General features: G+C 62.0%; 11 protein-coding genes and 1 riboswitch (1 of these 12 running past the window's edge). Of the genes, 5 read left to right on the top strand and 6 right to left on the bottom strand.

What is annotated here, in order from left to right:
* Nucleotides 1-1694 carry the 5' portion of a TonB-dependent receptor domain-containing protein gene (locus tag C2U40_RS23275; protein ID WP_103828768.1) on the bottom strand. The gene continues 142 nt to the left of window position 1, outside the view, so only the first 1694 of its 1836 coding nucleotides appear in the window; the start codon lies at nt 1692-1694; its stop codon lies off the left edge, out of view.
* Between the two features lie 52 nt (nt 1695-1746).
* A riboswitch (cobalamin riboswitch) is annotated at nt 1747-1923 on the bottom strand.
* A gap of 35 nt (nt 1924-1958) precedes the next feature.
* The gene (locus tag C2U40_RS23270; protein ID WP_039214084.1) at nt 1959-2861 is read right to left on the bottom strand and encodes a LysR family transcriptional regulator; all 903 of its coding nucleotides are present in this window, start codon (nt 2859-2861) and stop codon (nt 1959-1961) included.
* Nucleotides 2862-2972: 111 nt separating this feature from the next.
* Between C2U40_RS23270 and C2U40_RS23265 the strand changes: the two genes are divergently transcribed.
* The 4 genes from C2U40_RS23265 to C2U40_RS23250 all read left to right on the top strand — a co-directional run bounded on the left by C2U40_RS23265 (nt 2973) and on the right by C2U40_RS23250 (nt 5899).
* A complete protein-coding gene (locus tag C2U40_RS23265; RefSeq protein WP_181014926.1) occupies nt 2973-3899 on the top strand; it encodes a sodium-dependent bicarbonate transport family permease in 927 nt (308 codons plus the stop codon).
* Between the two features lie 4 nt (nt 3900-3903).
* Complete coding sequence (locus C2U40_RS23260; protein ID WP_005306985.1) at nt 3904-4206, top strand: P-II family nitrogen regulator; 303 nt, start codon at nt 3904-3906, stop codon at nt 4204-4206.
* Between the two features lie 62 nt (nt 4207-4268).
* The gene (purE, locus tag C2U40_RS23255; protein WP_103828770.1) at nt 4269-4778 is read left to right on the top strand and encodes a 5-(carboxyamino)imidazole ribonucleotide mutase; all 510 of its coding nucleotides are present in this window, start codon (nt 4269-4271) and stop codon (nt 4776-4778) included.
* Nucleotides 4775-5899 (top strand): 5-(carboxyamino)imidazole ribonucleotide synthase, encoded by a 1125-nt coding sequence (locus C2U40_RS23250; protein WP_103828771.1) that lies wholly within the window; start codon nt 4775-4777, stop codon nt 5897-5899. Before purE ends, C2U40_RS23250 begins: the two co-directional genes overlap by 4 nt.
* 74 nt (nt 5900-5973) lie before the next feature.
* Here the strand turns inward: C2U40_RS23250 and C2U40_RS23245 are convergent, their stop codons facing one another.
* The 3 genes from C2U40_RS23245 to C2U40_RS23235 all read right to left on the bottom strand — a co-directional run bounded on the left by C2U40_RS23245 (nt 5974) and on the right by C2U40_RS23235 (nt 9808).
* Nucleotides 5974-7164 carry an L-lactate MFS transporter gene (locus tag C2U40_RS23245; RefSeq protein WP_016348936.1) on the bottom strand — a complete coding sequence of 397 codons (1191 nt, stop codon included), beginning with the start codon at nt 7162-7164 and terminating at the stop codon, nt 5974-5976.
* Nucleotides 7165-7273: 109 nt separating this feature from the next.
* Nucleotides 7274-8005 (bottom strand): LytR/AlgR family response regulator transcription factor, encoded by a 732-nt coding sequence (locus tag C2U40_RS23240; RefSeq protein ID WP_103828772.1) that lies wholly within the window; start codon nt 8003-8005, stop codon nt 7274-7276.
* Between the two features lie 129 nt (nt 8006-8134).
* Entirely contained in the window at nt 8135-9808 is a 1674-nt protein-coding gene (locus tag C2U40_RS23235; protein ID WP_041216141.1) for a sensor histidine kinase, read from the bottom strand.
* 172 nt (nt 9809-9980) lie between these two features.
* Here C2U40_RS23235 and C2U40_RS23230 point away from each other — a divergent pair, with 172 nt between their 5' ends.
* Entirely contained in the window at nt 9981-10421 is a 441-nt protein-coding gene (locus tag C2U40_RS23230; RefSeq protein ID WP_103828773.1) for a hypothetical protein, read from the top strand.
* 35 nt (nt 10422-10456) lie between these two features.
* Here the strand turns inward: C2U40_RS23230 and C2U40_RS23225 are convergent, their stop codons facing one another.
* Nucleotides 10457-14044, bottom strand: a complete 3588-nt coding sequence (locus tag C2U40_RS23225) for an ATP-binding protein (RefSeq protein WP_103828774.1) — start codon at nt 14042-14044, stop codon at nt 10457-10459.
* Nucleotide 14045: the final 1 nt, after the last annotated feature.

Here is a 14045-nt window from a genome sequence, read left to right as displayed (position 1 = left end):
TTGATCAGGGTGTAGGAACCCAGCTCAACCCGCTCCGCCGGGAAGCTGCTGAAGTTCTTGTCATCCCGTTTGCCGACATAGAGCAGTTCGGTGGAGAGATCGACCGGGCCCAGTTGTACCTGAGTCAGCCAGCTGGCCTTCTGCTTGGCACGACGCAGCAGTTGCTGATCCCCGTCGTTCTTGTCTTCGGCACGGGTGTAGTCAAAGCTCAGATCGTGCCGCAGTGGTCCGGTTTCCAGACCGAGCGCCACTTCCACACCGCGGATCTCGGCGTCGGTGTTGTCCGGTCGGCAGGTAGAGGACGCGCTTTGGCAGGCAATCAGATTCTGGATCTGGTTGCGGTAGAGGTTCAGCGACCAATCCCAACCGGTGTAGCGACCGTTGAAGCCCAGCTCCAGATTCTTGCTCTCTTCCGGTTTCAGCGCGGGGTTCTCATAACCCGGATAGTAGAGATCGAGGAAGGTCGGTGCCTTGAAGGCAGTGCCATAGCTCAGACGCACATTATGGTTGTCATCGAGATCCAGCCCGCTGGCAGCGGACCAGGTGTTGTGACGGCCATATTGCTTGTTGTCATCGGTACGACCAGAGAGCTCCCACAGCAGGGCCTGCCAGCGGTAGCTGCCCACCACGAACAGACCCGTGTTGTCGCGATCCGGGGCATTGAATGCCTGACCATAGCTGCGTGTATCGGATTTCAGCTGCTCCTGCTGCCAGTCGGCACCACCGGTCAGGTTGAGCCCCTCGACACCACTCCAGCTGTTGATCCAGGAGAAGCGGGTCAACCCGGTGTGGATGGGCTCCGCACTGGACTCCCCTTTGCTCTCCAGCCAGCTCTTCAGCTTGTTCTCGCCATAGCTGGCCTCCAGCCGGCTGCTCAGCGCGCCACTCTGATATTTGAGGCCGCCATCGTACTGGAACGCCTGCACCCGGCTCTGATCGGCCGACTGATACGCATCATCCATTTCGGTCTGGTTGTCATAGCTCTGGGCGTTGAAGTCGGCACTCCATGCGCCGTTGAAAGCATGATTCAGTCCGAACTGGCCGTTCAGGCTGTCAAAACCATCCCGATCCGGCTGCTGGGCATTGGCCACCACGTCGAACCCATCGGTGCGCTCGTAGCCGATCATCATATTCATGTCGGTCTGCTGGCCCAGAGCCTGCACGGTACGCAGCTGGCCCTGGCCGTAGCCATTGCTGCCTACACCGCCCTTCAGGTGGGTCTCGCTGCCATTCTTGGCGGATGTCTTGGTGATGAGGTTGATGACGCCACCGATGGCATCCGAGCCATACACGGCCGCCCGTGGGCCACGGATGTACTCGATGCGCTCGATATTGCCGAGCGGGATCTGGCTGAGATCCGGCGTGCCGGCCACCATGGCCGCGATGGGGCGCCCATTCATCAGCACCAGTGAATGGTTGGAGTTGGTACCACGGATGAACAGGCTGCTCATGTGGCCTCGACCACCCAGAGTGGTGATCTGCACACCGGGCAGCGTCTTCAGCAACGCTGGCAGGCTCTGCACCTGGCGGGACTCGATCTCGGCGCGATCGATCACCACAACGGGAGCCAGTACCGAGCTGATGGGTTGCTCCACCCGATTAGCGGTGATGACCAGGGTAGGATTGACGGGGATGGTGGTCTGGGCAAAAGCCGCCGTTGGCAACAGGGCAGCCGCCAATAATTTCTTGGACATGAGAGATCCTTAAGTTCGCGTAAGCATCTACTTCGTGGCCGGTTTCTCTCGGCCCGAAATACGAACTTTGGCAGGTCTTCGGGCTGGGGGGCTGATGGCCTACGGCGACGGCTTCCCACCTGTGGCAGTGCCCTGATGTCGCTTCGTTCCCCCTTACCGCTGCGCGCCAGCTCCGGATTTTCACCGGATTCCCTATTAAGCATGATGCGCCAAAGCGCAGGGATTATAGGCAGAGCAGAGGTGGATGTATAGCCATCCAGATTTCTATTTCTTGCCACCCAGCGCAGCCAGCCGCTGCTTCGCCCCCTCCATCACCGCCTGTACGCCGGGATGGGAGAGGTGACGACCGGCCGACACCAGATAGTAGGAGAGCGTCACCTCGGCCAGGGTTGCAATCCGTTCGACACCGTAGAGTCGCGCGATCTCGTCGGCCATGGCCAGCGGTGCCGGAAAGATCCCCATCCCCGCCTTGCCGAACGACTTCATCAGGGTCGAATCGTCGAACTGGCCGACCAGATGGGGATGGATGCCCTGCTGCCGATACCAGGCCAGCAGGCTGTCATGGGTCGCCGACTTCTCCCCCGGGATCAGCAGCGGCAGCCCTTCGAGGGAGGCGGGAAAGCCCGGCCGTGCCCGAGCAGCCAGCTCGGGGCTGGCAAACAGCGCCAGCGGGCTGCGTCCCAGCTCGTGGTTGTAGCCGCGCACCCCGCTGTCGGGGGGGAGCGGGCGATCGATCAGCACCATGTCCAGCTTGTGGCTGGCCAGCTCGCTGAACAGCTGCTCCGCCCGTTCTTCATGGCACACCAGCCGCAACGGGGTGGCCAGCGCCATGGCGGGTGCCAGCAGCTCGAACGCCAGGGTGCGGGGCACGGAGTCGGCGATCCCCACCTGCATGGTCAGCTCCTGGCTGGCATGGCGCAGGGTATGCTCCAGATCGGCGCCGAGCGAGAAGATGGCGCCAGCCTGTTCGAGCGCCTGGCGACCGGCGGCGGTCAGGGCAAGCCGCCGTCCCACCCGGTTGAACAACGCCACCCCGAGCGAGAGCTCCAGCTCGGCCACCTGACCGCTGACGGTCTGCGGCGTGAGGTGCAACTGCTCGGCGGCCCGCGTCACACTCCCGCTGCGCGCCACGTGCCAGAAGTAATAGAGCTGTTTGTAGTTGAGCATCGGGCCCCTTATCAGTTTTTACCGAACAATCATCAATCAAAATCTGATTTTATCGAAACATCTTGCACTCTAGCATGCAACCACCCTGTGAATTGCCTCCTGCGAACTCCCATGCTGGATGTTGTTGTACTCTTTTTCCTGTTTGGCCTGCTGGCCGGTCTGGTGCGCTCCGAGCTCAAGCTGCCGCCCGCGCTCTACGATACTCTCTCCCTCTTCCTGTTGCTGGCCATCGGCCTCAAGGGCGGCGTCGGCCTGGCGCAGCAATCACTGCAACCGTTATTACCGCAACTGGCACTGGTGATCCTGCTCGGCATGCTGCAGACCCTGGCCGGGTTTGCCGTGCTGCGCCTCAAGATGAACCGGGCCGATGCCGCGGCCACCGCCGCCCACTACGGCTCGGTCAGCGTGGCGACCTTTGCGGTCGGGGTGAACTGGCTGACCGAGCGCGGCATCAGCGTCGAATCCCAACTCTCCATCTTCCTGGCGGTGATGGAGATCCCCGCCATCCTGGTCGGCATCGTGCTGGCCCAGGGGATAAGCCGGCAGACCCGCTGGCGCCGGCTGGCCCATGAAACCTTCCTCGGCAAGGGGGTCACCCTGCTGCTGGGCGGCATGGCCATCGGTTATCTGGCCGGGCCCGACGGGATTGCTCCGCTCAAACCCCTGTTCGTCGACCTGTTCAAGGGGGCGCTGGCGCTGTTCCTGCTGGAGATGGGCCTCATCGTCGCCCGCCAATGCCAGGACCTGCGCCGCCACGGTCTGTTCCTGCTCGGCTTCGCCCTGCTGATGCCGCTCGCCTCGGCCGGCCTGGGCCTGATGATCGGCCAGCTGATGGGGCTCTCCCTTGGTGGTCTGACCCTGCTGGCCACCCTAGCGGCCAGCGCCTCCTATATCGCCGTGCCGGCCACCATGCGCATCGCCGTCCCTCAGGCCAATCCGGGCCTGTCGCTCAGCGCCGTACTGGGGGTCACCTTCCCGTTCAACATCATGCTGGGGATCCCGCTCTACCACAGCTGGGCCCGCCACTTCACGGAGTAGCCACATGCAGACCGAGATCCGCACCCTGCTCACCGTCATCACGGAAGCGAACCTGGAACCCACCCTGCTGCGCACTCTCACCCGCGAGGGGCTACGCGGCTACACCATCACGGATGCCAGAGGCCGCGGTGACCACGGTGAGCGCAATGCCAGCTGGAGCGAGAGCGGCAACATCCGGCTTGAGGCGATCTGCAGCCGCGAACAGGCGGAACGCCTGCTCGCCCACCTGCAGAGTCGCTACTACCCCGACTATGCCATGGTCGCCTTTTTGCAACCGGTCGAAATCGTGCGACCCGAAAAATTCTGAGCCGGCTTGCCGGCTCTTTTTGCCAACCAGAGACAAACGTTTGACTGCAAGGAGTCATAGCCATGAATACCCCTCCCCTGATCGGCCTGGTAATGGGATCCGACTCCGACTGGCCCGTGATGCAGGCCGCCGCCCGCATCCTCAAGGAGCATGGCGTCCCCTACGAGGCGCGCGTGGTCTCGGCCCACCGCACTCCGGATCTGCTGTTCGAATATGCCGCCAGCGCCCGTGAGCGTGGCCTGCGCGCCATCATTGCCGGGGCCGGCGGCGCCGCCCATCTGCCAGGCATGGTGGCCGCCAAGACCACCATTCCGGTGCTGGGTGTGCCCATCCCGACCCGCCAGCTCAAGGGGATGGACTCCCTGCTCTCCATCGTGCAGATGCCCAAGGGGGTACCGGTCGCCACCTTCGCCATCGGCGAGGCGGGCGCCGCCAACGCCGGCCTGTTCGCGGTCTCCCTGCTCTCCGTCGCGCAAGACGGCGATGCCCCCCGCTACCAGCAGCAGCTCGACGGCTTTCGCACCACCGAACGCGACCGGGTGCTGGCCCTCACCCTGGAGGACCCGGCATGATACTGCCACCCGCCACCCTCGGCATGTTGGGGGGCGGCCAGCTCGGCCGCTACTTCGTGATGGCCGCCCACCGCCTCGGCTACAAGGTGGTGGTGCTGGATCCCGACCCTGCCAGCATCGCCGGCGCGGCTGCCGATCACCATATTGTTGCCGCCTATGACGACCCTACCGCCCTGCACGATCTGGCCAGCCGCTGCGCCGCCGTCACCTGCGAGTTCGAGAACGTGCCGGCCACCGCCCTGGCGCTGCTGGAGCAGTACCAGCCGGTACGCCCGGCCGCCGGTGCCGTGCGCATCTGTCAGGATCGCCGCGAAGAAAAGGCCTTCTTGAGCAGAGCCGGCATCCCGGTCGCCCCCAACCAGACCCTGCAGCCGGGCGAGCCGCTGCCGGTGCTGCCCGCCTCTCTCTTCCCCGCCATCCTCAAGACCGCCCGCGAGGGGTACGACGGCAAAGGCCAGTGGACCATTCAGGCCGCCGACCAGCTGCCGGCAGCGCTGGCCGCCAGCGGCGTACCCTGCGTGCTGGAGAAGCGCCTGCCGCTGGAGGGTGAGTTTTCCCTGACCCTGGCCCGCAGCCCGAGCGGTGCCATCGGTGCCCTGCCGCTGGTGCAGAACTGGCACAGCGGCGGCATTCTGGATCAGACCCGCTCCCCGGCCAACGTACCAGCGCTGGAAGCCGACGCCAGACGCATCGCCGAGCAGCTGATCGCCGCCCTCGACTACGTCGGCGTGCTGACGGTGGAGTTCTTCCTGGTGGCAGGGAGGCTGCTGGTCAACGAGCTGGCGCCACGCCCTCACAACTCGGGCCACCCCAGCCTCGACAACGCCGAGTGCAGTCAGTTCGAGCTGCAGGTGCGCGCCCTGTGCGATCTGCCGCTGCCCGCCCGGATCGCCGTGCGCCCCGCCATGCTGCTCAACCTGCTGGGGGATCTCTGGCAGGCCGGCACGCCAGACTGGGCCGCCCTGCTGGCACTGCCCGGCGTGCATCTGCACCTCTACGGCAAGGGGGAACCCCGCCCCGGCCGCAAGATGGGCCATGTCACCATCACCGCCGCCGACTGGCCGACGGTGGAAGAGACCTGCCAGCGGGTACGCCAGCTGTTGGGGCTGCCGCCACGCTGAGTAATGAGCCGCGCACAAAAAAAGACCCGGGTCAGGCCCGGGTCTTTTCATTGCTTGCTGCGACAGGCGGGTGATCAGGCCCGCTCCACCGATACCGGCGCCGGCAGGCGGATGGTGAGGGAGAGCACCAGCGCCACCACCAGCAACACCAGGATCAGGTTGAAGGTCGCCATGAAGCCGCCGAACAGGGAGGCCACGATGGAGCCGATGATGCTGCCCAGACCAAAGCCCAGGTAGATGACGCCGTAGTTCTTGGTCAGGTTGTTGAGACCGAAGAAGTCGCTCACCAGCGAGGGGTAGACGGTGATGGTGCCGCCGAAGCTGAACGCCACGCAGGCCACCGCCACGAAGAACAGGTTGGCGTTGAGCGGCACGAACAGCAGCAGCGCCATGCCGGCCAGGGTAATCAGCTGGGCGATGGTGATGACCCGGATGCGGGACATCTTGTCGGAGAGGATACCCAGCACCAGCCGGCCGCCCAGGTTGGCCATGGCGATGATGGCAACGGCGTTGGCGGCGACCACGGCCGGCAGGCCCACCATGTTCTCGCCGATGTCCTTGGCCACGCCGATGACGTAGAGACCGCTCATGCAGGCAGTGAGGAACATCAGCGCCAGCATCCAGTACTGCGGCTTGCGCATCGCCTCGGCCAGGGTGAAGTCGCGGCTCTCGCTCTGCTGCACGGCAGCGGCCTGCTTGGGCGCATCCTTCATCAGCATGCCGCCCACCAGCACCATGGACATGGCGATCAGCCCCCACAGCTGGAAGGTGGTCTCCAGCCCGTTGCTGGAGAGCAGCAGCAGATTGATGTACTTGAAGCCCAGGCTGCCGAGGCCGTAGGCACCGATGGAGCAGGCGGAGATCAGCCCCTTGCGCTCCGGGAACCACTTCACGCAGTTGGAGAGGGTCATCAGGTAGCCGGTACCGTCGGCAAAACCGACCAGGATGCCGGCGCAGAGGTAGAGCATCGCCAGGTTGCTGGCGTGGGCGGTGAGGAAGAAACCGATGCCGAGCAGCACACCGGCACCCAGGGTGACGTTGCGCACCCCGAACCGCTCCTGCAGCTTGCCCGCCAGGGAGGAGGCCACCGCCAGGGAGAGGCTGAGCAGGCCGAAGGCGAAGGCGACTTGGCTGACCGGCTCGTCCAGCTTGTCGGAGAGCTGGGCGTTGAACAGGCTCCAGGTGTAAACGGATCCCAGCGCGAACTGGGTGATGATGGTCCCCAACAGGGTGAGGTAGCGGGTGCGATTCATCTCTTTGGTCATGATGCGTCTCGGTCAATGGCCTTAAGGAAACTGGGGCCACTATAGGCAAGACGCCACTCCCGCCGACCGATTAAGGCATGAAATGCAGATCGGCGGGAATGAATGACAATCAGAGCCGCATCAGCTGACGGAACGCCTTGATGTTGCTGCGGCTGACCGGCACCTCAAACGGCAGGTCATGGAGCCGGATGAGATAGGTGCTGTTGAACCAGGGCACTATCTCGCGGATCTTGTTGATATTGACGCAATAGGAGCGGTGACAACGGAAGAACCCCTCGGCAGGCAGCCGGTTGACGAACTCGCTGAGGGTCATGGTCATCACGTAGCGATCATCGCGGGTGTAGACATAGGTGAGCTTCTCGTCGGCTTCCGCGTAGTAGATCTGCTCGCAGGGGGTGACGATGATGCGCTCCCCCTTCACCAGATTGACGGTGCGATTGTGCGGCGTGCCCGGCTCGCTCCCCTGCCCCGCCTGCGACTTGCCCGCCAGCTCCAGCTTTTGCAGCAGGCTGATGAGGCGCGGTTCGTTGTAGGGTTTGAGGATGTAGTCGAACGCCTCCAGCTCGAACGCCTCCACCGCAAACTCCTTGTAGGCGGTGACGAAGACGATGTGGGGCGGATGGCTCGACTTGTGCAGGTTCTTGGCCAGCAGCAGGCCGTCGATGGAGGGAATCTGGATATCCAGAAACACCACGTCCACCTCGTGATCCTGCAGGTATTTGAACGCCTCCAGCCCATCCTCGAAGCTCGCCACTATCTCGATGGAGCTGTGCTGCCCCACCAGGTAGGCCAGCTCTTCACGGGCCAGATATTCGTCTTCCACTATGATGGCTTTCAGCATGGCATTGCCCCCTGAGAGAACGCAGGAGAGGCCAGCACCTCCCGCATCAAATACTCATCCTCGACAATGATGGCTTTCAGCATGACAACGCCTCTCGCAGCACACACTTATCTTCAATCATGATGGCACTCAGCATGGCATCGACTCCTGATCCGGCAGATAGAAACTCACTTCGGTACCCGGCTCCAGCCGCTTGAGGTGCAGGCCATCGCCATAGAGCAACTTGACCCGCTGATGAACGTTCATCAGACCGATGCTGCGGCTCTCCACCCGACCGGCAGCCACCCCGTCGATCACGGCCTGGCTGATGCCGTAACCCGTATCGCGCACCGCCACCCGGATGCCGCCCGCCAGCTGCTTCACCTCGATGGTGACCCGACCCGGCGCGCTGCGGGGCTGGATGCCGTGCAGGATGGCGTTTTCCACCAGCGGCTGCAACAGCAGGCTCGGCACCTGAATGTGCACGTCGTCCACCTCGAATACCACCTCAAGCTTGTCACCGAAGCGGGCCTGCTCGATGGCCACGTAGTCGCGCACCTGTTGCAGCTCCTCCTGGATGTCGATGAGGGTGTCCCCCTTGTTGAGGTTGTAGCGCAGGTAGTCCGCCAGATTGGCGATCAGCTGGCGTGCCTGCTGGGGCCGGATGCGGATCAGCGACGAGATGGCGTTGAGGGCGTTGAACAGGAAGTGCGGGTTGATCTTGCTCTGCAGCGCGGTGAACTCCGCCTTGCGGGTCATCTCCTTGAGCTGCTCGATGCGTGACACCTCCATCTGGGTGGAGATGAGCTGGGAGAGACCCACCGCCATCTCCTTGAGGGAGCTGGTGATGCTGTGGGTGCGGCGGTAGTAGATCTTGAGGGTACCGCTCACCGAGCCGTTTTCCCGCAGCGGAATAATGATGACCGAGTGGAAATCGGAGAGGTGATACTGGCGCAGATCGTTGTTGATGATGATCTGGTCCAGCAGCACCGCCCGCTGGGTCATGTCGCTGATGGCGTGGTGCTCGTCCAGCTCGTAGTAATCCTTGCCCACCCCCACATAGGCCAGCACGTCGCGGGTATCGGTGATGGCCACCGCATCGGCGCTGATCTCGCTGCGAATGATGGCGCAGACCTGGCTCAGGGAGTGACGATCGATGTTCTGGAAGAAGGGCAGCGTCTTGTTGGCAATGTCGAGCGCCAGCTTGGCCTGCTTGGCGGCAATCAGCTCCTTCTCGTCATCCAGATCCTGCACCAGCTTGATGATGAGGCCGATGCAGAGTGCGCCGGCGATCATCGGGTAGGCGATATGGCTGACGATCTCGACGCCCACCGCATGGGGCTCGGTCAACAGCCAGATGAGTAGCATGGTGAGCCCTTCACACAACATCCCCGCCAGAATGCCGTACAGCCAGAGCCGCGACTTGCGACAGCGCAAGTGCAGCCAGGTGGCGAGCAGGCCGGCGATGATGCTGGCGATGAGGCACGGGATCGAGGTGTGGCCATCCATGTCGATGAGATAGCGGTGCAGACCGGAGATGACCCCGGCCGGAATGCCGACCCAGGGGCCGAACAGGATGCCGCCGGAGATGATGGCGATGATCCGCACGTTGATGAGGGCCCCCTCCACCGGAATGCCGGTGTAGGTGCTGAACACCGCAAACAGGCAGAAGATGGCAGCCACCAGCACCAGCTCGGCCGGGGTGTGATCCCGCTTCTGGAACAGCCGCTGGAACGGCCGGGTACGGGTCAGGAAGAACAGGGTCATCAACATCAGCGCCGCCCGTTCGAACACCGCCAACAACATCATCTGATTTTCGAGCAAAGCAGGGATTCCATATCTATGACTAAAGGGAGGACAAGGCGCGGGATCATACCCCGTATCCCGTGTCAGCTCATTCCGAATAGTGGGTTCCAGATTAAGCTTTGCCGCTGACGGGTCGATAGATGAGTGACCCCCGGCAGCGGGGTAACCTCGATATCCAGGAGATAATCATATGTCTCAGAAAGGAGTTCTGGTGGCACTACTGGCTGGTTGCTACGCAATGGCGGCTCAGGCCGGCACGCAAACCTATCAGCTCACCTGGCCTGCCACCGCCAGCAAGAGCACCGGGATGGAAATTTCGCTCACCCACCCAGGCCAGCAACCGGTCAATTCCGTTTCCACATCCAGCCCGGTCCAGACCGAGGCCATCAACCTCAGCAATCCGGATTTCAACACCACCTACCAATTGCAGGCTCGCACCCTGTATGCCAGTTTGCCCGATCAGGTCGGCACCGACTTCAAGCTGGCGCTCAACGGCCAGCCACTGCCGCAACACCATGCCCTGCCTCTGACCCAGGCCACCCGCTACTTCCTCAGCTATCTGGCTCCGGCCGCCAAACCGGACCAGACCGGTGAAGCGGCCTATGAACTGCTGGTCTACTGGCACGGTTGACCATCCATGAAGGCATGCCCGGCATGCCTTCATTTTCATTCCGGCTCGGCCTGCATTTGCATCATGGCCTGCCTGACGATCCCGTAGGCGTGCTGCAACTGCGGCAATGCCCTCGGCAATCCCTGCGGCGCGATCCCGCCTGATTCTATCTCACCACACACCGCAACCAGCGTCATCGCCCCCATGATCCTGGCCCCGCCCTTCAGACGGTGCACATAGTCGAGAAAACGGGCCAGTTCACCACCCTCTGCGGCTTGTTGCAGACCCAGCAGATCATCGTCGCTGGCCCGTACAAACTCATGCAACAAGGGCAACATCAGCGCAGGCTGATTGCCGGTCAATGGTCCGAGACACTGCTTGATCTCCTGCACACAGCGCTCGATTTCCCGCTGCTCCTCATGCTGCATGTGGCGACACAGGCAGCGCTCCAGCTCTTCCAACCCTACCGGCTTGAACAGGCAGTCGTCCATGCCGGCAGTCAGCCCCTCGCTCACCTGCTCCTGGCGGGCATCCGCCGTCAACCCCAGGATGAGGCAACGATGCGTACCCCGACTCAGCTCCAGAGCCCGATACTGGCGGGTCAGTTCAAAGCCGCTCATGCCAGGCATGTTGAAGTCGGTGATCATCACGTCAAAGGGTGAGTTGGCAAACAGTGCCAGCGCCTCGCCCCCCGACTCGGCCGCCGTGGCATCATGCCCGAGGTATGCCAGTTGCTGGCTGACCAGCAGCCGGTTGGTGGGGTGATCGTCCACTATCATGACCCGCAGTCGCCGGTGATGCCCTGTCATCGTGCCCAATGCCACGGGCGGGACTGATTCGACCGCGATCGCCAGCGGCAATTTCATCTCGATGCTGATGCACGTGCCGTGGCCGGGCTCGCTCTCCAGCAGCAGCGAGCCTCCCATCGACTCGCACAGCGAGCGAGAGATCATCAGTCCGAGACCGGTACCGGAGCGCTGGATGTGCTCGGGCTGCCTGGCCTGACCAAAAGGCTGAAACAGCCTGGCTTGCTCCGCAGGCGCAATCCCTATGCCCGTATCCCGGATCACCAGTTGCAAGGTACACCAGCCGTCGCTGGTTTTTGATTGCAACTCGACCCGCACCGATCCCTGCTCGGTGTACTTGATGGCATTGCTGATGAGATTGGAGAGGATCTGCTTGTAGCAGATGCCATCAATCTGTACCCAGCGGGGCTCGCCGGCGGCGAGTTCCAGTTGCAGGTTCTTTTGTCTGGCCAGCGCAGTGAATACGGTGACCACCGAGGCCGTCAGCGCCGTGATTTCATGGGGTTCCGGCCTCAGTTCAAGCCGGCCAGACTCGATCTTGGAAATATCGAGAATATCCCCAATCAGGCTCAGCAGATCCCTGGCCGAACCATGGGCGATGGAAAGTGAGGTCTTGTCCTCTTCATGCAGTCGATCGCGGCGCAGGGTCAGTTCCAGCAAACCAATGATGGCGTTCATGGGCGTGCGGATCTCGTGGCTCATGGTGGCCAGAAAGGTCGACTTGGCACGATTGGCCTCCTGGGCATCCTGACTGGCCAGAGCCAGCTCTTCGAGCAGCCGCAGCCGCTCGCTCACGTCGATCCAGCCACCGATTCCGCCCTGAACACTTCCCTCCAGGTCATAGTAGGGCTGTACCCAGTGATAAACGGCCACGGACCCCGTCGCCATGGAGAGGCGATGATCCCCTTGCCTGGCACAGCGCACCGTACGCGCGGTGCTCAAATCCTCGAACAGGGGAGCCAGAAAAGGCCAGCGCTGCACATCGTCCGCCATGGTGGAGCCCAACAGACGGCTCTTCTCCTCGCCAAAGAAGCTGGCATAAGTGCTGTTGCAGAGCACCAGCCGATCCTCTCGATCTCTGGCATAGATGGGGTGGGGTGTGCCGTCCACCAGATCTTCGATGAACTTGAGCTGGGCACTCAAAGCCATCTCGGCTGCCCGGCGCTGGCGCACCTGTTTGTGCAAAGAGAGGCCCCATAGGCCGATCCAGATGGTCAGCAGCATGATCAAGGCAATGATGCCGCCAAATTCCCGTACCAGCTCCTGCCAGGTGATGGCCTCCTGCTGGGTACTGACGCGCCAGCGATTGGAGAGTCCCTCCAGCTCATCCGGCGGAATGATGGCAATCACCCGATCCAGAATGTCGCGCAACATATGCTGCTTGGGCGAAACGGCAAACGCCGCCCCGATCGGGATGGAGTCGAACAACTCTCCCGTGATGAGCAGACTGTCCGGAAACTTGCTGTTGATGTAGTACTTGGCGACCCGCAACGGCAACACGGTCACGTCGCAGGTCTCGGTCGCCACGCAGCGCAGCGCATCTTCGATCCGTTCGAACTTTCTGCTGGTCAGCTTGCCATACTCGTCCTCTATCGCCTGCTCGGAGATGAAGTCCTTGATAATGGCGACCGTACCGGTCTTGAGCAGCGTCTCCGGTGCCGTCGCCTCATGGCGGACCCCCACCACATAGGCCAGCGGGTCGAGCACAAAGGCACGGCTGAACAGGTAACGACTGCGACGCTCTTCCGATGGGCTCAACACCGCGATGTCCACCTGCCCACCATCCAGCAACTGCAACATCTGCCCTGGCGTCTTGACCGGCACCACCTCTATTTCCACCCCCAGCTTCGCTCGCAACACCTGCAGCAAATCGGCCACCACCCCGTGCAAGGTGTCATTGATGTCGAGAAAACTCAGCGGCGGCACCCCGCTGTTGACGGCCATCCGGATTTTTTTCTGCTGACCCAGCCAGGCCCACTGCTCGCTGGTCAGCTCGACCTTGCTGGCCCCGATAGAGAGGCCGCCGCCATTCCAGCGTTTGGCAATTTCCTCCCGCTTGCCTTCCAGAATTTCATCCAGCGCAATATTGATGATTTTTTTAAGCCGCTGATTTTTTCTTTCCAGCGAAAACGAAAAACCATGGGTGTCTATATAAAGAGGTTTCAGTAATTGAATGCTGTCTTGATAAAATTTATTGACGATGAAGTTCCCGGAAATCATGTCCAGCATGACGGCATCGACCTGGCCATATGCAACCGCAGAAAGTGCGCTATAACGAGAGGAATACATTTTTATCTGAACCTTGGGCAGGTAGCGCATCACATCCAGCGCCGGCAGATAATACTCCGGGACGGCCACCGTTCTTATATCACGCTCCTTTACGTGAATATTCTTATATATGGCCGGATCATCCGGCATATATTTATCGGTCAACAATAATTGTTGCTCTTCTTCATAGGCATTGGAGGTGCTCAGCAGATCGACCTCTCCCCGCTTGAGCGCAGCAATGGCCGCGGCGCGAGACGGCAGATTCTTTACGACGATCTCGACACGCAACAGATGACTCAGCATGCCGACAATGTCGGCGGTGACGCCTTCGTAAGCATTGGCACGCAGGGTGATGTCCATCGGCGGATTGTCGGGCATGGGTACACCGAGCACCAGCTGGCCACGATTTCTCAACCACAGCCAATCTTCCGCATGCAGCGGCAGGGTCTGCTTCTCAAGGTACTCGCTGTCATTGCGCGCATAGACATGCAGATAGGGCGCCGCCAGCTCATGAGCCGAAGTCCATGAAGCGCAGCAACAGACCAGCAGAGCTGCAAACCAATGCCTCATG

The organism is Aeromonas sp. ASNIH4 (genome assembly GCF_002934425.1).
GTDB lineage: Bacteria > Pseudomonadota > Gammaproteobacteria > Enterobacterales > Aeromonadaceae > Aeromonas > Aeromonas hydrophila.
This window is presented reverse-complemented; position numbering and strand designations above follow the sequence as displayed.